The sequence below is a fragment of the Mangrovimonas yunxiaonensis genome (assembly GCF_000733475.1).
GTDB lineage: Bacteria > Bacteroidota > Bacteroidia > Flavobacteriales > Flavobacteriaceae > Mangrovimonas > Mangrovimonas yunxiaonensis.
The window spans coordinates 1-21,068 of the sequence record NZ_JPFK01000009.1; the positions used below are offsets into that span (position 1 = coordinate 1).

A 21,068-nucleotide genomic window follows, 5' to 3' on the forward strand; every position below is an offset into this window, starting at 1 on the left:
TCTTATGTCGGTATTAACTCCGTAGGACTGAGACGACGCGGATTTTCAACCGAAAAAATTAGGGAAATACAAGACATTTACAGAATACTATACCAAAAAAATTACAACAATACGCAAGCTGCCGATATTATTGAAGCTGAAATGGAAGCCACTTCAGAACGGGATGAAATTCTTCAGTTTATTAAAGATTCGCAGCGCGGTATTATGAAAGGATATTTTAAATCAAATTAATTTATGGCAACAACATCAGATATTAGAAACGGACTATGCATTCGTTACAACCACGATATTTTTAAAATTATAGAGTTTTTACACGTTAAGCCAGGCAAAGGACCGGCTTTTGTAAGAACCAAACTTAGAAGTGTAACCACAGGAAAAGTTATCGAAAACACCTTTTCTGCAGGTCATAAAATTGAAGACGTTCGTGTAGAGACCCACAAGTTTCAGTTTTTGTACAGCGATGGTGAGTTTTACCATTTTATGAATACCGAGGACTACACACAAATTCAATTACGCGAAGCAGCCCTAGACAGGCCAGACCTTTTAAAAGAAGGCGAAGTGGTAACGGTTATTATTAATACCGAAGATAACATGCCACTTTCTGTTGAAATGCCTGCCAGCGTCATTCTGGAAGTAACCCATACCGAGCCAGGTATAAAAGGGAACACCGCTACAAATGCCACAAAACCAGCAACCGTAGAAACAGGCGCTGAAGTAAACGTGCCATTGTTTATTAACGAAGGCGACAAAATTAAAATTGAAACCGAAAAGGGTACGTATAAAGAGCGTATTAAAGAATAACCTATTTTGAAATTCCCCAAACCATACACACTTCAGGAAATAGCAGGGCTAATTGATTGCGCATTTGTTGGAGACAAGGATTTTCCTGTTTTAGGAATGAACGAAATACATGTGGTCGAATCTGGCGATATTGTTTTTGTAGATCACCCCAAGTATTACGATAAAGCGTTAAATTCTGCAGCCACCGTTGTACTCATTAATAAAGAGGTCGATTGCCCTAAAGGAAAAGCCTTATTAATTAGCGATGATCCGTTTAGGGACTTTAACACGCTTACAAGGCATTTCAAACCTTTTAAACCAAGTAGTTCTGCCATTTCAGAAACGGCAAGAATTGGCAAAAACACCATAATCCAGCCCAATTGCTTTATTGGTAACAATGTTGTTATTGGAGAAGATTGCATCATTCACTCCAATGTAAGTATTTACGACGATACCATTATAGGCGATAATGTTACCATACATGCCGGAACGGTTTTAGGAGCCAGTGGTTTTTATTATAAAAATAGGCCCGAAGCCTACGACCAATTGCTTTCTGGAGGTAGGGTAATTATAGAAAATGATGTTCATATAGGTGCTGCCTGTACAATAGATAAAGGCGTAACAGGCGATACTACTATTGGTGAAGGGTCTAAATTAGACAATCAAATTCAAGTGGGGCACGACACGGTTATCGGCAAAAAGTGTTTAATCGCATCGCAAACTGGAATTGCCGGTTGTGTGGTTATTGAAGACCAAGTAACCATCTGGGGACAAGTTGGTGTAAAAAGCGGCATAACTTTAGCACAAGGCACAGTGCTTTACGCGCAGTCGGGATTAGGACACTCAACAGAACAAAACAAAGCCTATTTTGGCTCTCCAGCAGGAGAAGCCCGCGAAATGTTTAAACAGTTGGCTTACATTAAGGAAATCCCCAATATAATGAAGCACTTAAAAAGTCAGGACAACAATTAAAGGCTTCAAATAAAAACATAAAAATACTTTATAAATAAAGAGCAAAAACTTACTTTTGTTTTCGTTATAAAAACAATAAAAAAACAGATTAAATGAGTGTTTTAGTAAATAAAGATTCAAAGATAATAGTTCAAGGATTTACAGGAAGCGAAGGAACGTTCCATGCTGGTCAAATGATTGAATACGGAACCAACGTTGTTGGTGGTGTTACCCCAGGAAAAGGTGGGCAAACCCATTTAGACAAACCAGTGTTCAATACCGTTAAAGACGCTGTAGATCAAGTTGGAGCCGACACCACAATTATTTTTGTTCCGCCTGCTTTTGCTGCCGATGCCATTATGGAAGCCGCCGATGCCGGAATTAAAGTTATTATAACCATTACCGAAGGAATTCCTGTAGCAGACATGATTAAAGCTGCAGATTACATAAAAAATAAAGACTGTAGGCTAATTGGCCCTAACTGTCCAGGAGTTATTACACCAGAAGAAGCCAAAGTAGGTATTATGCCAGGCTTTGTATTTAAGAAAGGAAAAGTAGGCATTGTATCTAAATCGGGTACATTAACCTACGAAGCCGCAGACCAAGTTGTAAAACAAGGTTTAGGTATTACAACTGCAATTGGAATTGGGGGCGACCCAATTATTGGAACAACTACAAAAGAAGCTGTAGAGCTATTAATTAACGATCCAGAAACCGAAGCTGTAGTTATGATTGGTGAAATTGGAGGACAATTAGAAGCCGATGCAGCCAATTGGTACAAAGAAAGCGGTAGCAAAAAACCTGTTGTTGGGTTTATTGCTGGCGAAACAGCACCTGCCGGACGTACCATGGGACACGCTGGTGCTATTGTAGGTGGTAGCGACGATACCGCCCAAGCTAAAAAGAAAATCATGAGAGCATGTGGTATTCACGTTGTAGACTCTCCTGCTGAAATTGGAAAAAAAGTAGCCGAAGTTTTAGGCTAAAACAACACCATACTGTTAAAAAGCCTCACAAGATTTGTGAGGTTTTTTTTATTTCGTGCAGTTTGTAATTAGTATATTTGAACATCAACTAATTTAGTAACTAACATATGAAACTATTAGAAGGAAAAACAGCCATTGTTACTGGTGGTAGTCGTGGTATAGGCAAGGGCATCGCTAAAGTATTTGCCCAACAAGGTGCCAATGTTGCTTTCACTTATAGCGCTTCTGTAGAAGCCGCCCAAGCACTCGAAAACGAATTAAATGCTTTAGGAATTAAGGCTAAAGGATACCAGAGCAACGCTGCCGATTTTAATCAGGCGCAAGACCTTGCAGCCGAAGTTGTTAAAGAGTTTGGAAGTATTGATATACTTGTTAATAACGCAGGAATTACTAAAGATAATTTGTTAATGCGCATAAGCGAAGAAGATTTTGACAAGGTTATTGAAGTAAACCTTAAATCGGTTTTTAACATGACCAAGGCCGTACAACGCACCATGCTAAAACAACGCAAAGGATCTATTATTAACATGAGCTCTGTTGTGGGGGTAAAAGGCAATGCTGGGCAAACAAATTACGCCGCCTCAAAAGCAGGGATTATCGGCTTCTCAAAATCGGTGGCCTTAGAATTAGGCTCTAGAAACATTAGAAGCAACGTAGTGGCGCCAGGATTTATTGAAACCGAAATGACCGCCAAGTTAGACGAAAACACAGTTCAAGGTTGGAGAGATGCCATTCCGTTAAAACGCGGGGGAACACCAGACGACATTGCAAACGCCTGTGTGTTTTTAGCTAGCGATATGAGTGCCTACATTACCGGACAAACCCTTAATGTAGATGGTGGTATGTTAACCTAGTATATGAACACGGAAACCGTATTATATATCGTATTATCTGGAATTATAGCGCTAGCAATAGCGCTATTTCAGTATAAATATAAAACCAAAAGCAATGCCTCGCTATTGGCCATATTGCGGTTTTTGGGTGTTTTTGCCATATTATTACTTTTGGTAAACCCAAAAATAGAAAGCAACCAAACGTACGTAGAAAAGCCTACTTTGGCTGTTGTGGTAGACAATACCCATTCCATAAGCCATTTTAAACAGGAAAGTACTGTGCGGGAACTGTTGTCTCAGCTGAAATCCCATGAAACACTCGCCAAAAAATTCAACATCGATGTTTATACCTTCGACGAAGCCCTTAACCAAGAGGACAGCTTAACCTTTACAGGGAAACAGTCTAATATTAGTGCCGTATTTTCAGAGCTTCAGCAAATTTATGCCACTCAAAATGCCCCTACGGTTTTGGTAACAGACGGCAACCAAACCTATGGTGCAGATTTTAGTTATACTGCTAAAAAATACCCGCAACACGTTTACCCGATAGTTGTTGGCGATACAACAAAATACAGCGACCTAAAAATTCAACAGGTCAATACAAACAAATATGCGTACCTAAAAAACAAGTTTCCGGTAGAAATTATTGTGGTCTATAATGGTCAAGAACCGGTACGTACTACGCTATCGGTAAAACAAGCAGGAATAACGGTACATAGCGAACCTCTGGAGTTTTCGAAAGAAACCGGAAGTTCTAAAATGGTTAAGTTTCACCTGCCAGCAAACCACGTAGGGGTTCAAGCATACCACCTAAGCGTTGGTGCCATAGCCAATGAGAAAAACACCATTAACAACAGTAAGAATTTTGCCGTAGAAGTTATCGACGAAAAAACAAAAGTGGCCATAGTAAGCGATATGCTTCATCCAGATTTGGGAGCTTTAAAAAAGAGCATAGAAACCAACGAGCAACGGGAATGTGTTATTTTAAAACCCAATGCGTTTGCCGCTAGAGCCAACGATTTTCAGTTGGTTATTTTGTACCAGCCCAACCAAACATTCCTTACCGTGCTAGAGCGTTTAAAAGAAGTTTCGGCAAATGTCTTTCTCATTGCCGGTACAAAAACAGATTGGAACTTTTTAAACAACCAATCGCTAGGAATGGTACACGATTTAACCCAGCAAACCGAAGAGTTTCAGGCAAATTTAAACACAGGCTATTCAAATTTTATAATAGACGAGCTTGATTTTTCAAGTTTTCCGCCGTTAAAAGGAAGCTTTGGAGCGCTTTCATTAAAAGAACCACACACGGTATTACTCTACAAGCAAATAGGTCAGGTTAGCACGCAAGCCCCGCTTTTAACAACCATAGAAAATGAAGGTAGGCGTAGCGCCCTGCTTTTAGGAGAGAATATTTGGCGCTGGCGGGCACAGAGTTACTTAAACGAATCGGCATTTCATAATTTCGATAATTTTATAGGAAAGCTTGTTCAGTACTTGGCCTCAAAAAAGCGTAAAGAGCGTTTGGTATTAGATTACAACTCTTTTTATGAAGGAACTACTAATGTGATAGTTAAAGCCCAATACTTTAATAAAAATTATGAATTCGATGCTAGAGAGCGGCTTTCTATTTTCTTAAAAGACACCAGCAATGATAATACCTTCGAATTCCCTTTTATTCTTAAAAACAAGTATTACGAGGTTGATTTAAGCCATTTACCGGCAGCTAATTACGAGTTTACGGTTAAAACAGCAGCATCGAACCTTTCTAAATCGGGGCATTTTAGAATACTGGAATACAATATCGAGCAACAATTTTTAAATGCCAATGTAACAAAACTGGCCCAAGTGGCAACAGATAGTAACGGCCAACTTTATTTTGCCGATAATTATGAAACCCTATTTACCGACTTATTAGAAAATGAAACCTATAAACCCGTTCAAAAAAGCCATAAAGCAACGCTATCGCTTATTGATTGGAAGTACCTTCTAGCTTGTATTGTTTTTTGCTTTTCAGCCGAATGGTTTATTAGAAAATATAGAGGATTAACTTAAAAATTGACACATGGAAAAATTACCAAAAATTGCATTCCCTTTTATTGTAGCAATCATTGTTATAATTATCATCATTACCAAATCAGCCGTTACCATAGGTTCGGGTGAGGCCGGGGTTTTATATAAAACCTTTGGCGGAGGGGTGGTTACAGACGCGCCTCCATTAGGTGAAGGCTTTCATATTGTAGCCCCTTGGAACTCGGTTTACATTTATGAAGTAAGACAACAGGAGGCTCTAGAAAAAATGAATGTACTCTCGTCTAACGGTTTGGATATTAAGCTGGAGGCATCGGTATGGTTTCAGCCAAAATACGAGGACTTAGGAAAACTACACAAAGAGAAAAGCGAAATGTATAAAGACCGGGTATTGTTGCCGGCTATCCGTTCTGCTGCCCGTAGCGTTGTTGGACGTTATACCCCAGAACAATTGTATTCTACAAAACGCGATGCCATTCAGCAGGAAATATATGAGGAAACTAGAAAAATTGTTGACGATCAATACATTCAATTAAACGAAGTGTTGGTTAGAGATGTAACATTGCCACCAACAATTAAAGATGCCATAGAACGTAAACTTAAACAAGAGCAGGAGTCCTTAGAGTACGAGTTTCGTTTGGTTACCGCGCAAAAAGAAGCCGAAAGACAAATTATTGAAGCCCAAGGTAAGGCCGATGCCAATAAAATTTTAAGCGCGTCGCTTACAGATAAAATTCTTCAGGATAAAGGTATTGAAGCTACAGTAAAACTTTCAGAATCTAGCAATAGTAAGGTTATTGTAATTGGTTCTGGCGATAGTGGTATGCCTATTATTTTAGGAAATCAATAACCTTATATAAAAACAATCCCACCAGATAAATACTGATGGGATTGTTTAATTATAGCGTTTGTTCTGTTATTAAGCGAACCATTGCTTTTTTGAGGCATACCTCGAAAACAAAACTAAAAGCATGGCCACTACAATAATGGAAAGGCTGATTGCCATGTTGTCTGTATGGCCTTGCGAAAAGAGATACCCCATTTGAATAACCACTGCCAATAACGATAACCCAAAGAGTAAACGCGCTATTGGCTTTCTAATTAAAAGGGCCAAGCTTCCAAATGCGCCACAAAATACGGCAATAGCAAACGCAGCAGTATACCATGCAGGCATGCTGTTAACCACTGCTATTTGCGCCTCGGTATATTGGCTTCGCCAACTTTCTGTGTTAAAAGCTTGTCCTAAGTATTGCATAACGCCCATAACGTTCCAAACAAGGGCAAGAAGCGCAATAATCCAATACCAAAATGGTGGTTTTGTTGAAGTTTGTGTGTTCATAATCTATTTAATATTAGTTGGTTTATCTTACAATGTAGTAAAAATTTGCCATTTAAATTAAATAAACTACTTTCGGCCTTTTAAAATACCATGTCTGCATTTGCGCCAAAAAAATACTATTATGTTTTTAAAATCCAATACCTGGGATACCGGTTTCATGGGTGGCAAAAACAACCCAATTTAAAAACATTGCACTTAATGGTCGACCGAACCTTTAAATATGTTCTAGAAGGCCAAAAATTTAAAACGCTAACCTCTGGCCGTACCGATGCCATGGTCTCTGCCAACGAAACAGCTTTTGAGTTGTTTGTTTACGAGCCGATAACAGATTTTGAGGCTTTTTTAGAGCTCTTTAATTACAATTTACCGCAAGACATTAGGGCATTGGCCATTGAAGAAGTCGATGAAAACTTCAATATCATTCAGCAACCAAAAGTAAAAGAATACATTTATTTGTTTGCCCATGGGCAAAAATGCCACCCGTTTTGTGCACCTATATTAACCACTTTTTTAGATCCCTTAAATATCGATTTAATGAAACAGGGTGCCAAATTGTTTAAGGGCACACACAACTTTAGGGATTACTGCTATAAAGCAACCGGAGAGGGCAAATACTACAGAGAGGTAATGGCCTGCGAATTGGTAGAAAATACAGCCTATACAGCGAGTTTCTTTCCCGAAAAAACATACATGCTTCGCGTTTTGGGAGAAGGTTTTGGGCGTAACCAAATTAGATTAATGATGGGTGCTTTAATTCGGTTGGGGAAAGGCGATATCGATTTAAACTACATCGCGAATTCCCTTAAAACACCCAGCGAAACCCCGTTCTACTATATTGCGCCAGCTTCCGGATTGATATTGAATAAATTAGACTTTAAAAAGTAACTCTAAAGTACTTTAATACAACCGTGTTTTTAAAAGCACTAAATTCCTTAAATAAGATTACATTTGTAGTATGATAAATTTAGGAGAATACAACACCCTTACAATCCTTAGGGAACGCGAACCAGGACTGTTTCTTGGCGACAACGAGGATAACGAAATATTACTTCCAAACAGATATGTGCCAGAACATTTCGAAATCGGCGATGAGATAACGGTTTTTGCTTATTTAGACAATGAAGAGCGCCCGGTGGCAACCACCGATAAACCATACATAAAGAAAGGGGAATTTGCCTTGTTACGATGCAATGAGGTTAATAAATACGGCGCCTTTTTAGATTGGGGCATGGTTAAGGAATTATTTTGTCCGTTTAAGGAACAGGCTTTTAAAATGACCCCTGGGCTGTGGTATTTTGTACACTGCTATTTAGATGAAGAAACCAATCGTTTGGTGGCCTCTAGCAAGACAAACCAATTTTTAGACAACACCTCCTTAACTGTCGAAAAGTTTGAAGAAGTCGATATTATTATTTCACACCCTAGTGAATTTGGGATGAATGTGGTTGTAAACAAAACGCACCTAGGACTTATTTTTAACGACGATATTTTTAAGGAATTGAATATTGGCGACCGCATGAAAGGCTATGTGAAGAAAATTCGCGAGGACCATAAACTGGATATAGTCTTAAACCCCATAGGGTATAAAAACATTGAGCCTACCGCCGAAAAAATCTTACAAGAACTAGAAGATAACAGTGGGTTTTTACCCTTGCACGATAAATCCTCACCCGAAGCCATTAAAAGCATATTAGAAATGAGCAAAAAAAGTTTTAAAAAGGCCATAGGATCTCTTTACAAACAACGCCTTATCGACATAAAAGACGATGGCATTCATTTAAAATAATCGCTAAAAATGCGAAACAGGTTATTGTTAAATATGTATTTTTACCCAGAAATTTAATCTTATGAGCGACATAAATTGGCAAACAGTAAAAAAATACGAAGATATTACCTACAAATCATGCAATGGTGTAGCAAGAATAGCGTTTAACCGTCCTAATGTAAGAAACGCTTTTCGCCCAAAAACCACCAGCGAGTTGTACGATGCCTTTTACCATGCGAACGAAGATACCAGCATTGGTGTAGTATTGCTTTCGGCAGAAGGCCCTTCAACCAAAGATGGCATTTGGAGTTTTTGTTCTGGAGGTGACCAAAAGGCTAGAGGCCACCAAGGCTATGTTGGCGAGGATGGCTACCACCGACTTAACATTTTAGAAGTACAGCGTTTAATACGTTTTATGCCAAAAGCAGTAATTGCCGTTGTGCCAGGTTGGGCCGTAGGTGGCGGGCATAGCTTGCATGTGGTTTGCGATTTAACCCTAGCCAGTAAAGAACACGCTATTTTTAAACAAACCGATGCCGATGTAACCAGCTTTGATGGCGGATATGGGTCTGCCTATCTAGCCAAAATGGTCGGTCAGAAAAAAGCCCGTGAAATTTTCTTTTTAGGAAGAAACTACTCGGCGCAAGAAGCCTACGAAATGGGCATGGTTAACGCTGTTATTCCTCACGACGAACTAGAAACAACAGCCTACCAATGGGCACAAGAAATTTTAGCCAAGTCACCAATATCCATTAAAATGCTTAAGTTCGCCATGAACTTGACCGATGATGGCATGGTAGGGCAGCAAGTATTTGCAGGAGAAGCAACACGATTAGCCTATATGACCGATGAGGCCAAAGAAGGGCGCAATGCCTTTTTAGAAAAAAGGAAGCCTAACTTTGATAAAAAATGGATTCCCTAATCTAAATAAAAACAACCTCACTTTATGAGCAATATAAAAAAGTGGCTTTCGGCCTTTCGGCTAAGAACCTTACCACTTTCGGTATCTGGAATGATTGTAGCAGGGGCTTTAGCAGCCTATAATGGCACGTTTAAGTACAGTATATTTATTTTGGCCATACTAACCACCATAAGCTTACAAATTCTATCAAACTTGGCCAACGACTATGGCGATGGAACCAAAGGAACCGACAATGATGATAGAGTTGGCCCAAAACGCGCCATACAAAGTGGGGCAATCACTCCAGAGGAAATGCTCCACGCCATTAAAATGAACATTCTTGTATCGATTGTACTGGCATTCTCTCTTATTTATGCTGCTTTTGGAGCAAAACATGTCTGGTTAGGGTTTTTGTTCTTGTTTCTTGGGTTGGCATCTATATATGCGGCTCTTAAGTATACCATAGGAGACAAGCCTTATGGTTATAGGGGACTAGGCGATGTGTTTGTTTTTGTTTTCTTTGGTTTAGTAAGTGTTATTGGAGGATATGTGCTGTTTGCAAAACAAATAGACCATGTGGTTTTTTTACCCGCTTGTGCCTTGGGATTGCTTAGTGTTGCCGTTTTAAACCTAAATAATTTAAGAGATATAATATCGGATAAAAAGTCACAAAAAATCACATTAGCCGTTAAATTGGGCTTCGACAAAGCAAAGAAATACCATTACTTTTTGGTAGGAACAGCCATATTATTGTCATTTTTATTTGGGGTGTTATATTATACATCGGTGTACAATTTGGTATTTTTTATCGCTTACATCCCGTTGATTAAGCATTTAAAAACCGTTAAAAACAATACGGTTCCCGCAGATTTAGACCCCGAACTTAAAAAATTAGCCCTTTCAACATTTTTGCTTAGTGTGCTTTTAGCTGTTGGACATTTACTATAGTTAAAAGCTGTTAAATCGTTGTTTTTCAGAAGTGTAAAGCGTATCTTTAACATGGTTAATGCGTCTATTGCATTAACTGTATGAAGTGTATTATCAACTTCATTTTTTGGGGATTGAAAACTCAGGTGAATTGTTAGATTTATCTGAGTTTTTTTGTACTTTAAAACTTCAATAAAAAAAGCGTATTCATGAAAATTACATTTTACGGCCATGCCTGTTTAGGGATTGAAGTTGACGGTGTTAACATTCTTGTCGACCCCTTTATTACCGGCAATGAGAAAGCGTCTCACATAGATATTAATAGCTTAAAAGCCGATTATATTCTAATAACACATGCGCATCAGGATCATATTCTTGATGTAGAAGCCATAGCAAACAATACCGATGCGGTAATTGTCTCTAATTATGAAATTGCCACACATTTTCAAAATAAAGGTTTAGAGGTACATCCTATGAACCACGGCGGCTCTTGGGATTTTGATTTTGGAGTTGTTAAATATGTTAATGCCATTCATACCTCCTCATTTCCAGACGGCAGTTATGGTGGGCAACCTGGGGGGTTTGTTATAGAAGGGGAGCATAAAAATATTTACATAGCCGGCGATACGGCCTTAACCATGGATATGAAACTTATCCCCATGCAAACAACATTAGATCTAGCCATTTTACCCATTGGCGATAATTTCACCATGGGAATTGATGACGCCATTTTAGCCAGCGATTTTGTAGCTTGCGATAAAGTACTGGGATATCATTTTGATACCTTTGGCTACATTGAAATAGACCATGAAGTGGCCAAACGCAAGTTTTTCGACAAGAATAAAGATTTAATGCTTCTGGACGTAGGAGAGAGCATCGAGTTATAAACATGACTATAATATAAAAAAACAGCCCTTAAAATAACTTTAGGGGCTGTTTGTATATATAAGATGAAATTTTTTAAAAAGCAGCTTCATTAAAGATAATTAACGGCACCTTCGCATGGTGGCTAATCGATTTACTTTGGCTTTTGTTAAACACTTTTTCAAAAAAGCTGTGTTTTTTGGCAATAACACACATCATGTCCAATTGTCTACTCTCACTAAAAATACGGGTACCTATTTCAATAGGAACATCGGTTAACATAAATAGGGTAACGTGTAAGGGATTTAAGTAGGCTTCTAAGGCATCTTGGCTTGTAAGTTGTTCGGGCGTTAGTTCTTTTTCTTTTTTCAAGACGTGAACCAATGATATTTTAGCGTTATGGGCTGTGGCAACGTCCTTTAGCAGGGCTAGGCCATCGCCATAATCGGTAATCGAAAAATCTGTAGCAAACCCAACATCTCTTAACCCTTTAAAATTAACATCTGTAGGTACGGCTAGTATTGGGCAAGCTAATTTTCCTATAAGGTGGGCTGTATTGCTGCCAAGCGTAACTTCTTTTAAGCCACTTGCTCCTTTGGTGCCAACCACGACCACATCGATATCGAGTTTCGCGATTTTGCTTTTTACAGCACTAACAAAATAGTCGTTAACCATAACTGTCTTAAAAGTATGGTTGTTGTTTTCGGGCAGGCTTTTTATTTGTTTCAGGGTGTTTTGCAATCCTAAAGTAGCTTCAGAACGCATAGATTCCAAAATAATGGCACTAGCACGTTTAGAGGTTACTGCGGTAGAAGGTGCCGAGACTTGTGGCTCATAAGAATGCATTAAATAAAACGTACAGGTGTAGTCCTTAAATAATGTTATAGCATATTGTATGGCTTCCCAAGAATTCTGTGAAAAATCGGTTGGGAGTAGTATATTTTTCATAAATCTTAGCGTTAAATAGATTGTAAGCTAAAATTAAAAATTTTTTATCGAAAAAGGTATGACTTTTATCAATTAAAAATGTGGGGTATGCTAATATATGTTGTTGCGTTAATAGGATTATTTCATGAAGCTTTCTTTAGAAAACATCAACGCTTGAAGAGGTTAGGGGCTAATGCTTTTAAATTGAAGGGCTTGGTGTTTTTAAAAACGAAACCACACTTTATTTTAATTGCGATTTGATAAAAGGAATTCTCGGCGCCAAAAAATAACCGGTTAAACTCGCAAACAAAATTGGCACAAAATGACCGAAACCGGTTAATGTCGCCAATAAAATGGTTGTACTCATAGGGGTTCTGGTAACACAAGCGTTAATAGCGGCCATACAACTAACAATTGCCAATGTAAGGTTAACCGTTGGAAATAATTTATGGATAATAAGTCCTAATGCAGCGCCAACAAAAAACAAAGGAATAATAAAACCACCACGCCAACCTGAAGTTACCGTAATTGAAATAGCTAAAATTTTAAAAGCCACTATAGCAAAGAGCATGGTTAACGAAAAATTATTTAACAGGAGATCGTTTATTTGGTGGTGGCCAAAATAGCGCGTAATTGGCAAATAAAATGCAATGGTTCCCAATAAGAGGCCGCCAATAAGGGTTTTTATATAAATAGGGAGGGGTTTGCTATTAAAAACCGATTTAAAAAACTTGGTGCAATAAATAAATAGCCATCCAAACACTGCACCAAATATGGCAAATAAAATGGCATACCCAAAATCAAAAATTCCAGAATATTCATAGGCCGATAAGTCCCATATAGGGCCAAGTCCTAAGTGAATAATAAGCGCAAAAACTAAATAACTAAAGCAACTGGCAACAAAAGCAGGAATAATGGCTTGATAGTATTCTACAGCGTGCTTGTGGTGCAGTATTTCTAAAGTAAATAGGCTACCACCCAAAGGCGCCCCAAACAAAGCCGTAAAGCCGGAAGCCATGCCCGCAATACTTAAAGAACGCAATTCTTCACCTTTCAACCTAAATAATTTTCCTAGCCAAGTGCCGGTCGAGCCTGTAACTTGTACCAACGGCGCTTCTGGACCCAAACTACCACCCGATGCCACACACAATAAGGAAGATAAGACCATTGAAGGATTGTTCTTGGGGTCTAGTTTCCCTTTATTAAAACGAATGTTGTTTACAATAAGGTGAATCTCACCTGGATCGCCAATAAAATGAATAATAATACCTGCTAAAAGACCACATATTCCCATTAGTGGAATGACTTTCCAGTCTTCAAAAAATGCTATTTTGTGAGTGAGAAATTCTAGTACAATCCAATAAAGTCCAGCAATAACACCGCCTAATAATCCTAAAATAGCCCACAATACAAAAGATCTGCTAAAAACAAATGGGTTAAAGCGAATAGGCTGATCCAGTATGCTTAAATACGTGATGAGTTTCCTTTTTTGCTTTAATTTCATTGTTAAATTATAATGTGGCTAATACATGGCAAAGATAACCATTCATTAAGAACACCAAAATCCATTTGTTAATCACATTAACGCACTTGACTTTTTATTACAAATTGGTGTAATAGCTTTGGAAAAAAACGCTTAAGGTATACGCCCAGAACTTCTTTTTGCCCTATATAAGCTTCAAACTTTTCCTTTTTTATGGCTTTTATCATACGTGCAACAAACACGTCTACAGAAAGTCCATTCTCAGTAGCTTTGTCTTGGGTGTTTTGTTGGGAGCCATCGCCTGTAAGGGCATTTCTAGCAACATTGGTGTTTACAAATCCGGGACAGATGAGGGTTACGTTTATGCGGTCTTTTTGGTGTTCCATTCGCAGGGCATCAAAAAAGCCGTGTAAGGCGTGTTTGGCACCACAATAGGCCGAACGGTAAGGTGAAGAAAACTTGCCCATTAAACTGGTAACCGTAACAAAATGGCCACTTTGCTTTTCTATAAAATGGGGGAGCAGGGCTTTGCTTAAGGCAATGGTACCAAGGTAGTCTATTTCCATTAACTTTTTATCAACTTCAATACTTGTATCCATAATTAAAGAACGCTGACTAACCCCACCGTTGTTGATTAAAACATCAACGGTTCCAAAAGTGCTTATGGCTTCTTGAACGTTAACTTCCATAGTATTGTAATGCCCCAGATCTAATGGGATAACAGCAATGTTTTGCGGGTTTTGGCATTGAGATTTTACGACTTCTAAAGCTTCTTTTCGTCTGGATGATAAAATAAGCTTGCAGTCGTATTTTTTAGATAATGTTATAGCCAAACCTTTACCAAGGCCACTGCTGGCACCTGTTATCCAAATGACTTTGTTGTTTAAGTTCATAGTTGGTACTTAGTTTTTAATTATCCATTGCATCTAACCATTCCTTTCTTAAATCCTCACTCAATTTCCCAGTACCATCATGTTTCCAACCAGGTGGCTTGGTTAAGTAATGCCAACGGTCTTTTAACGATTTTTTCCCAGTAAAGGCATCTTTAAGCATGTGCGCCCATTCAACAAAAGCAATTTTTACAGGATTATAGGTGTTAATGTTTTTCACCAAGCCGTACTGTACTTTTTCAGTTTCCAATTCTGGCTGAAACGTGCCAAATAACTTGTCCCAAATTATTAAAATACCCGCGTGGTTTCTATCTAAGTAAATGGGGTTGCTGCCATGGTGTACCCTATGGTGCGATGGGGTATTAAAAATGGCCTCAAACCACTTGGGCAGTTTATTAATCGCTTCGGTATGAATCCAAAACTGATACAACAAACTTATGGACATTTGTAACATAATCATAGCCGGATGAAAGCCCAAAAGCGGTAGCCACAACCAAAAAATAAATGAGTAAAACCCACCCGACCAGGTTTGTCTTAATGCTGTACTTAAATTATAATGTTGCGACGAGTGGTGTACCACATGCGACGCCCAAAACAAGCGACATTCGTGCGAAATACGGTGAAACCAATAATACGAAATATCATCAGCAAAAAACAAAAGCACAAAACCCCACCAAGCTACAGGAATGGTAAAAAGCCTAAAGTGTTCGTAAACCAAGAAAAAACTACCCAAAACGATAGCTTTACTTAAAAACCCTAAAAACACATTGCCCAAGCCCATGGCAATAGAGGCAAAAGCATCTTTAGGTTGGTAACCTTTGGTCTCCTTAAACTTTTCGCGGGTGGTAACAAACAATTCCACTAACATGGCTCCAATAAAAAACGGGATGGCCAACACAATGATATTTGGAAAATCTGGCATTATATAGGATATTTGCGTTTTTAAAATTAACGCTTTTTTTAATAAAATCTATAGTCTAGATTTTAATACCCCTTCAACTAAGTATGCACCATAAATTTTAACAGCCTTATCACTTTATGCTACAAAATACAATGCCTATTTTAACCGACTATTAAAATTTAAAGTATATTTTTGATATCCCATGAAAGCCACGTACACCAAACACATTCTTAATTTTAAACAACCTAGCGGCACTTCTCGCGGCATCCTTAAAACCAAGGAAACATGGTTTTTGATGATAGAACATGAAAGTAAAAAAGGAATAGGCGAATGTGGTATATTACGTGGTTTAAGCGCCGATGACCGGCCTGGCTACGAAGACAAACTACAATGGGTTTGCCAAAACATTCATTTAGGCTTAGAGACACTTTACAGCGGACTTTTAGAGTGGCCAAGCATTCAGTTTGGGTTGGAAATGGCATTTAAATCGCTGGAAAGCGAAACGCCTTTCGCGTTATTTCCTTCGGAATTTACAACTGGAAAAGCAACCATTCCAATTAATGGCTTGATTTGGATGGGAACCGAAGCCTTCATGAAACAACAAATTCAAGATAAAATTGAAGCGGGTTTTAGCTGTATTAAAATGAAAATAGGCGCTATTGATTTTCAAACAGAATACACGCTCTTAAAAACCATTAGAAAAACATTTTCAAAAAAAGATATCGAGCTTCGTGTAGATGCTAACGGCGCTTTTAAATACAACGAGGCCCTAGATAAGCTAAGCTATTTAAGCGAGTTGGATTTACATTCTATAGAGCAACCCATTAAGCAGGGGCAGCCACAGGAAATGGCGCGTTTATGTGAAGACACGCCATTACCCATTGCACTTGACGAAGAGTTAATTGGCGTTTTTTCTGTAACAGAAAAGCAAAACGTACTACAAACCATACAACCACAATATATTATTTTAAAGCCAAGTTTTATAGGTGGGTGGCAAGGAAGCCAAGCGTGGATTAATCTGGCAAACCATCAAAATACCGGGTGGTGGATTACCAGTGCCTTAGAGAGCAATGTGGGGCTAAATGCCATAGCCCAATGGGCCCATACTTTGCAAAACCCCATGCCACAAGGGTTGGGAACAGGTAGCTTGTTCACCAATAATTTTGATAGTCCGTTGGTTGTAAAAAATGGCACATTACAGTATGATAAAAATTTAAATTGGAATTTTAACTTATAAATATGTATATAACTCAAGCATTTAAGGGGCTACACGATTGGTGGCGTTATTTAATAGGACTTTTAATTGTTATGGCCGCAGTTATTGTTGGCCAGTTGCCCTTTACCGTAGTGGCAATTTATAAAGCTATGGATCAAGGCACCAATTTATTTGAAATGGATGAAACCGCCATGATGTCTGTTTTAGAGCCCAACTTAAATCTTTTCTTAATGTTATTATCGTTTGCGGCAGGCTTGGTCGGTGTGTTTTTTGTAGTGAAAGTGCTCCACAAGCAAACCATAACCCAACTTACCACAGCACGCCAAAAAATAGACTGGAGCCGTGTGTGGTTTGCCTTTATTTTTTGGGGCATACTTTCTACGGGCATTACGTTATTAGACTATTTTGTTTTAAGTCCCGACAGCTACACCCTTAATTTCCAACTGCAACCATTTTTAATCTTATGTGTGATAGCCATTGTCATGATTCCGTTGCAAACCAGTTTTGAAGAATATTTATTCAGAGGGTATTTAATGCAGGGAATTGGGGTATCTACTACAAATAGGACATTTCCTGCTACTTTTAAGGTGTTATTGATAGCAGTAATAGTATATTTTGCTTTACCTTATTTAATTGATTTTAAATGGTATTTTAAGCTGTTATATGTATTAGTATGTTTAATCGTTTTGGTATTAGTAAATTCTGTTTTCAAGAACAGTTTTGAAAGCGAAAAATTTGATAGCATATTCAAAGTATTCAATAGGAACTGGGTACCGTTATTAGTTACATCGGCTGTCTTTGGATTGTTGCATATTGCCAATCCAGAGGTAAAGCAATTGGGTTATGTAATTATGGTGTATTACATTGGTACAGGACTCTTTTTAGGGATTATGACTTTAATGGATGAGGGTATGGAGTTAGCTTTAGGTTTTCATGCGGCCAATAACTTATTTACGGCACTGCTAGTAACTGCCGATTGGACGGCTTTTCAAACATATTCGGTTTTAAAAGACACCTCGCAACCAACCGCTGCTGGCTTTATTGATGTTTTTATGCCCGTTTTTGTGTTGTTTCCAATATTGTTGTTTATTTTTTCTAAAAAATACAAATGGACCAATTGGAGAGAAAAATTGTTTGGTAGGGTAGAAGCGCCTAACACCCCGTCTGATGTGATAAACCCATAAATCGTGGAAGCAGCGTTCAATACCATTCATCCAGAATTTAAGCTAAATGGCACGCATTTAAACCTTAAATCACTAAAGGAAACTGCCTTTTCCCTTATTGAATCTCATGAGGAATACGAAAAACAAATAGGGGGCTTTTTACAAGAATGGTTAGACGACAATGCCTTTATAACCCTAAAAACATCTGGGTCAACCGGGCAGCCCAAAACCTTAAGCATGCCTAAGCAAGCTATGGTAAACTCGGCTTTAGCTACAGGTCAGTTCTTTAATTTACAGCCAGGCCACACTGCCTTATTGTGCTTACCTGCCCATTATATTGCAGGAAAAATGATGCTGGTCAGAGCTATGGTTTTAGGGTTGCATATCGATGTGATTAACCCCAAAGTACACTTAAACCTTCCTTTAGGAAAAACGTATCATTTTTGCGCGATGATTCCCATACAGGTTGAAAAAAACCTGGAGCAACTATCCTCTATTAAAACCCTAATTGTAGGTGGAGCGGCCGTTTCGAAAACATTGGAAGACAATATTAAAGGCTTAAAAACAAAGGTTTTTGCTACCTATGGCATGACAGAAACGGTTAGCCATATTGCCCTAAAACCGCTTAACCACACCAGTCATCCTTTACTTTATAAAGTTTTACCCGGCATTACCATTGACCAAGATCATAGAGGTTGCTTAATTGTTGAGGCACCAAAACTAACGCCGGAAAAACTAATAACAAACGATCTTGTTACAATTTACACCCCAAAGACCTTTGAGTGGTTGGGACGGTTTGATCATGTGATAAACTCTGGCGGGGTAAAGCTGCTTCCAGAGCAAATAGAACACAAGCTTCAAAAGCACATCATGCAACGTTTTTTTATTGCTGGTCTTCCCGATGCGTATTTGGGTGAAAAAGTGGTATTAATCATTGAAGGGCCAGCCCAAAAAATTCCCAAACACTTTTTTGATGGTCTAGACAAGTTTGAAGTACCCAAAGCGGTTTATTTTATTGAAACTTTTCTAGAGACCGCATCTGGTAAAATTCAAAGGGATGCCACGTTAAAATTACTAAAAAAACCACTTAACTAAGCAAACCGTCTCACTCACTCATTCTGGTTTTTGTGCTTTGGTATTTGTATCTAGTTTTATATCAAATCCAAAACACACAAACCATGAAAAACACACTATTACTTATCGTAACAGGCTTGGTTTGCATTCAGTTGCAAGCCCAAAGCAAACAAATATCCGGGATTATTTCAGACGAAAACGGCCTGCCACTGCCCGGAGTTAATGTTGTAATAAAAACTACAACTACCGGTGCACAAACAAACTTCGATGGCGAATATAGCATACAAGCCAATGTAGGGGACGTGCTTGTTTTTACCTACATAGGGTACTTAACAGCTGAACGGACTGTTGAAACCCAAAATACAATTAGTTTTAGCATGCAGCCAGATAAAGAAACGTTAGAGGAGGTGGTTGTTACAGGTTTGAGTTTAAAGCGTTCTCGGTTGTATGGCGCCAAGTCTGGTGTTCACGATGCATCATCAAAAATTGCCATAAGAGGAAGCAGTTCGGTTAGTGAGACATCAAGTACTTCGAGTTATACACCTCAATCTGGGCAATTAACCGCAGGAGAAATAAACGATTTGGAAAAGTGGGAACAATGGAAAAAAACTTTAAAAGACAAAAAAGCAAAAGAAATCCAAAAGGCTTGGGGCTTTTACCTAGAGAATAAAATTTTAGTTAAGGTGAAAAACCAAATGGGGCAACCAGCCAATAATGTAAACGTTACCCTTTTAGATGTGGAAAACAATAAAATAATGCAAGCCAGAACAGATATAAAGGGAGAGGCCACTATTTTTAAAGATTTACATAATATCTGCCATCAGGATTACTACACTGTTCAAATAAGGCAAAACGGCAAGGTTTTAGGAAAAAAACTTACCAACACCCACCATACGGTAGAATTTGTTTTAAATGAAGCGGTACAACCAAGCGGACTAGATGTCATGTTAACTATAGATGCTACTGGCTCCATGGGCGATGAGCTGTCGTATTTAAAGTCAGAGCTTAAAAACATCATTAGTAGGGTTAATACCAGTATTGAACAAAAGCGGGTGGCCTTAACATTTTATCGGGATCATGGTGATGAATATGTTGTGAAAGACTTCGATTTTAACACCGATATTAATAAGGTAAAAGAAACCCTGTCACTACAATACGCTTCTGGTGGTGGTGATTTTGAAGAAGCCGTAGAGTTGGCTTTAAAAGTTTCAATGCAAAAAAGCTGGAACAGTCAAGCCCAAGCAAAGCTCCTTTTTTTACTTTTAGATGCTCCACCACATTATACCCAAGAAAATGTTGAAACGATTAAGGCGCAAATAAAAATAGCCCAAGAAAAAGGCATAAAAATCATTCCTATAGTAGCAAGTGGGGCTAACAAAGACCTAGAGTTTTTAATGCGGTTTTTTAGCGTTTCAACAAATGGCACCTATGTGTTTTTAACAGATGATAGTGGCATTGGAAACCCGCATTTAAAACCAAGCACAGATACGTTTAAGGTTGAAAAACTAAACGATCTAATTGTAAGGCTTATAGAAAAATATACCGTAGTTAACAGCTAATCATAACACAAAGCGACCTGTAAAAGGTCGCTTTGTGTGTTACTGTTGCATTTTAAAATAATAGTCGCAAGAATGTTTTCCAGAGCCATAAAAAAGAAAAAACAGACAAACCAATAGGGTAATAGTAGCCATAATTAAATTCCCCATTTGCATTTCGCCTATAAAGTTTATAAGTATGGCACCCATTAATATTGGGAGCTGTGCTACAATAGCCCAACGGGTTAGCAAACCAAAAGCAATCAAGACCCCTCCAATAAAATGAGCAGGAGCCACATAGTGAATGGCCAACATACCGCCGCCCCAATTTTGGATTGGCTGAATTAAATCGACAAGCATTTGGCTATTTGCCATAAAGTTAATGCCTTTCATAAACAAAAACACACCTAAGGCAAACCGCAACAAATCCAACGGATAGTACGTATGGGCATTGGCCCATTTGTTCAATGATTTTATTGTTCCCATAGTGAATAAGGTTTTGATT

The 21,068-nt window shown here is 38.4% G+C and carries 21 protein-coding genes and 1 pseudogene; 16 read left to right on the top strand and 6 right to left on the bottom strand.

Annotated elements, in window-relative coordinates; all coding sequences use genetic code 11:
* From IA57_RS11240 to IA57_RS11270, 7 genes and pseudogenes are all read left to right on the top strand, one after another.
* Positions 1-231, top strand: a pseudogene (locus tag IA57_RS11240) (acyl-ACP--UDP-N-acetylglucosamine O-acyltransferase); the annotation flags it as partial.
* Between the two features lie 3 nt (positions 232-234).
* Positions 235-801: an elongation factor P gene (efp, locus tag IA57_RS11245; RefSeq protein ID WP_036123679.1), complete on the top strand. Its 567-nt coding sequence runs from the start codon at positions 235-237 to the stop codon at positions 799-801.
* Between the two features lie 6 nt (positions 802-807).
* Positions 808-1,752, top strand: coding sequence for a UDP-3-O-(3-hydroxymyristoyl)glucosamine N-acyltransferase (locus tag IA57_RS11250; RefSeq protein ID WP_036123682.1), 945 nt, complete (start codon positions 808-810; stop codon positions 1,750-1,752).
* 92 nt (positions 1,753-1,844) lie between these two features.
* Positions 1,845-2,717: a succinate--CoA ligase subunit alpha gene (sucD, locus tag IA57_RS11255; RefSeq protein ID WP_036123684.1), complete on the top strand. Its 873-nt coding sequence runs from the start codon at positions 1,845-1,847 to the stop codon at positions 2,715-2,717.
* Positions 2,718-2,824: 107 nt separating this feature from the next.
* On the top strand, positions 2,825-3,571 hold the full coding sequence (gene fabG / locus IA57_RS11260) for a 3-oxoacyl-[acyl-carrier-protein] reductase (protein WP_036123686.1): 747 nt from the start codon (positions 2,825-2,827) through the stop codon (positions 3,569-3,571).
* Positions 3,572-3,574: 3 nt separating this feature from the next.
* Positions 3,575-5,602, top strand: coding sequence for a hypothetical protein (locus tag IA57_RS11265; protein ID WP_036123688.1), 2,028 nt, complete (start codon positions 3,575-3,577; stop codon positions 5,600-5,602).
* 10 nt (positions 5,603-5,612) lie between these two features.
* Positions 5,613-6,428 carry a prohibitin family protein gene (locus IA57_RS11270; RefSeq protein ID WP_036123695.1) on the top strand — a complete coding sequence of 272 codons (816 nt, stop codon included), beginning with the start codon at positions 5,613-5,615 and terminating at the stop codon, positions 6,426-6,428.
* Between the two features lie 69 nt (positions 6,429-6,497).
* On the opposite strand, the gene IA57_RS11275 is transcribed toward IA57_RS11270, so the two are convergent.
* Positions 6,498-6,917 (bottom strand): hypothetical protein, encoded by a 420-nt coding sequence (locus IA57_RS11275; RefSeq protein ID WP_036123696.1) that lies wholly within the window; start codon positions 6,915-6,917, stop codon positions 6,498-6,500.
* A 90-nt stretch (positions 6,918-7,007) separates the two neighbouring features.
* On the opposite strand from IA57_RS11275, the gene IA57_RS11280 reads away from it, so the two are divergent.
* The 5 genes from IA57_RS11280 (at position 7,008) to IA57_RS11300 (ending at position 11,397) form a co-directional block, all read left to right on the top strand.
* Positions 7,008-7,802 (top strand): tRNA pseudouridine synthase A, encoded by a 795-nt coding sequence (locus tag IA57_RS11280; protein ID WP_036123699.1) that lies wholly within the window; start codon positions 7,008-7,010, stop codon positions 7,800-7,802.
* Between the two features lie 70 nt (positions 7,803-7,872).
* Positions 7,873-8,703, top strand: coding sequence for a CvfB family protein (locus tag IA57_RS11285; RefSeq protein ID WP_036123702.1), 831 nt, complete (start codon positions 7,873-7,875; stop codon positions 8,701-8,703).
* Positions 8,704-8,764: 61 nt separating this feature from the next.
* Positions 8,765-9,604, top strand: coding sequence for a 1,4-dihydroxy-2-naphthoyl-CoA synthase (locus tag IA57_RS11290; RefSeq protein ID WP_036123705.1), 840 nt, complete (start codon positions 8,765-8,767; stop codon positions 9,602-9,604).
* Between the two features lie 24 nt (positions 9,605-9,628).
* Positions 9,629-10,531: a 1,4-dihydroxy-2-naphthoate octaprenyltransferase gene (menA, locus tag IA57_RS11295; protein WP_036123707.1), complete on the top strand. Its 903-nt coding sequence runs from the start codon at positions 9,629-9,631 to the stop codon at positions 10,529-10,531.
* 188 nt (positions 10,532-10,719) lie between these two features.
* Positions 10,720-11,397: a metal-dependent hydrolase gene (locus tag IA57_RS11300; RefSeq protein ID WP_036123711.1), complete on the top strand. Its 678-nt coding sequence runs from the start codon at positions 10,720-10,722 to the stop codon at positions 11,395-11,397.
* 73 nt (positions 11,398-11,470) lie between these two features.
* Here the strand turns inward: IA57_RS11300 and IA57_RS11305 are convergent, their stop codons facing one another.
* From IA57_RS11305 to IA57_RS11320, 4 genes are all read right to left on the bottom strand, one after another.
* Complete coding sequence (locus tag IA57_RS11305) at positions 11,471-12,322, bottom strand: universal stress protein (RefSeq protein ID WP_036123713.1); 852 nt, start codon at positions 12,320-12,322, stop codon at positions 11,471-11,473.
* Positions 12,323-12,542: 220 nt separating this feature from the next.
* A complete protein-coding gene (locus tag IA57_RS11310; protein ID WP_036123717.1) occupies positions 12,543-13,805 on the bottom strand; it encodes a chloride channel protein in 1,263 nt (420 codons plus the stop codon).
* Between the two features lie 77 nt (positions 13,806-13,882).
* The gene (locus IA57_RS11315) at positions 13,883-14,677 is read right to left on the bottom strand and encodes an SDR family oxidoreductase (protein ID WP_036123720.1); all 795 of its coding nucleotides are present in this window, start codon (positions 14,675-14,677) and stop codon (positions 13,883-13,885) included.
* A 16-nt stretch (positions 14,678-14,693) separates the two neighbouring features.
* Positions 14,694-15,596, bottom strand: coding sequence for a sterol desaturase family protein (locus IA57_RS11320; RefSeq protein ID WP_036123724.1), 903 nt, complete (start codon positions 15,594-15,596; stop codon positions 14,694-14,696).
* 181 nt (positions 15,597-15,777) lie between these two features.
* Here IA57_RS11320 and IA57_RS11325 point away from each other — a divergent pair, with 181 nt between their 5' ends.
* From IA57_RS11325 to IA57_RS11340, 4 genes are all read left to right on the top strand, one after another.
* Positions 15,778-16,812 carry an o-succinylbenzoate synthase gene (locus IA57_RS11325; protein ID WP_036123726.1) on the top strand — a complete coding sequence of 345 codons (1,035 nt, stop codon included), beginning with the start codon at positions 15,778-15,780 and terminating at the stop codon, positions 16,810-16,812.
* Positions 16,813-16,814: 2 nt separating this feature from the next.
* A complete protein-coding gene (locus IA57_RS11330) occupies positions 16,815-17,975 on the top strand; it encodes a CPBP family glutamic-type intramembrane protease (protein ID WP_036123729.1) in 1,161 nt (386 codons plus the stop codon).
* Between the two features lie 3 nt (positions 17,976-17,978).
* Entirely contained in the window at positions 17,979-19,049 is a 1,071-nt protein-coding gene (locus tag IA57_RS11335) for an AMP-binding protein (RefSeq protein ID WP_036123732.1), read from the top strand.
* A gap of 83 nt (positions 19,050-19,132) precedes the next feature.
* Entirely contained in the window at positions 19,133-20,587 is a 1,455-nt protein-coding gene (locus IA57_RS11340; protein WP_051881057.1) for a vWA domain-containing protein, read from the top strand.
* A 39-nt stretch (positions 20,588-20,626) separates the two neighbouring features.
* On the opposite strand, the gene IA57_RS11345 is transcribed toward IA57_RS11340, so the two are convergent.
* Positions 20,627-21,049, bottom strand: coding sequence for a DoxX family protein (locus tag IA57_RS11345; protein ID WP_036123735.1), 423 nt, complete (start codon positions 21,047-21,049; stop codon positions 20,627-20,629).
* Between the last annotated feature and the right edge of the window lie 19 nt (positions 21,050-21,068).

Excerpts from the sequence above, each read along its gene's own strand:
- IA57_RS11320 (WP_036123724.1), bottom strand. The coding sequence starts at position 15,596 with ATGCCAGATTTTCCAAATATCATTGTGTTGGCCATCCCGTTTTTTATT.
- IA57_RS11275 (WP_036123696.1), bottom strand. The coding sequence starts at position 6,917 with ATGAACACACAAACTTCAACAAAACCACCATTTTGGTATTGGATTATT.
- IA57_RS11285 (WP_036123702.1), top strand. The coding sequence starts at position 7,873 with ATGATAAATTTAGGAGAATACAACACCCTTACAATCCTTAGGGAACGC.
- IA57_RS11305 (WP_036123713.1), bottom strand. The coding sequence starts at position 12,322 with ATGAAAAATATACTACTCCCAACCGATTTTTCACAGAATTCTTGGGAA.
- IA57_RS11330 (WP_036123729.1), top strand. The coding sequence starts at position 16,815 with ATGTATATAACTCAAGCATTTAAGGGGCTACACGATTGGTGGCGTTAT.
- IA57_RS11280 (WP_036123699.1), top strand. The coding sequence starts at position 7,008 with ATGTCTGCATTTGCGCCAAAAAAATACTATTATGTTTTTAAAATCCAA.
- IA57_RS11270 (WP_036123695.1), top strand. The coding sequence starts at position 5,613 with ATGGAAAAATTACCAAAAATTGCATTCCCTTTTATTGTAGCAATCATT.
- IA57_RS11290 (WP_036123705.1), top strand. The coding sequence starts at position 8,765 with ATGAGCGACATAAATTGGCAAACAGTAAAAAAATACGAAGATATTACC.
- IA57_RS11340 (WP_051881057.1), top strand. The coding sequence starts at position 19,133 with ATGAAAAACACACTATTACTTATCGTAACAGGCTTGGTTTGCATTCAG.
- IA57_RS11315 (WP_036123720.1), bottom strand. The coding sequence starts at position 14,677 with ATGAACTTAAACAACAAAGTCATTTGGATAACAGGTGCCAGCAGTGGC.
- IA57_RS11325 (WP_036123726.1), top strand. The coding sequence starts at position 15,778 with ATGAAAGCCACGTACACCAAACACATTCTTAATTTTAAACAACCTAGC.
- menA (WP_036123707.1), top strand. The coding sequence starts at position 9,629 with ATGAGCAATATAAAAAAGTGGCTTTCGGCCTTTCGGCTAAGAACCTTA.
- fabG (WP_036123686.1), top strand. The coding sequence starts at position 2,825 with ATGAAACTATTAGAAGGAAAAACAGCCATTGTTACTGGTGGTAGTCGT.
- IA57_RS11265 (WP_036123688.1), top strand. The coding sequence starts at position 3,575 with ATGAACACGGAAACCGTATTATATATCGTATTATCTGGAATTATAGCG.
- sucD (WP_036123684.1), top strand. The coding sequence starts at position 1,845 with ATGAGTGTTTTAGTAAATAAAGATTCAAAGATAATAGTTCAAGGATTT.
- IA57_RS11345 (WP_036123735.1), bottom strand. The coding sequence starts at position 21,049 with ATGGGAACAATAAAATCATTGAACAAATGGGCCAATGCCCATACGTAC.
- efp (WP_036123679.1), top strand. The coding sequence starts at position 235 with ATGGCAACAACATCAGATATTAGAAACGGACTATGCATTCGTTACAAC.
- IA57_RS11300 (WP_036123711.1), top strand. The coding sequence starts at position 10,720 with ATGAAAATTACATTTTACGGCCATGCCTGTTTAGGGATTGAAGTTGAC.
- IA57_RS11310 (WP_036123717.1), bottom strand. The coding sequence starts at position 13,805 with ATGAAATTAAAGCAAAAAAGGAAACTCATCACGTATTTAAGCATACTG.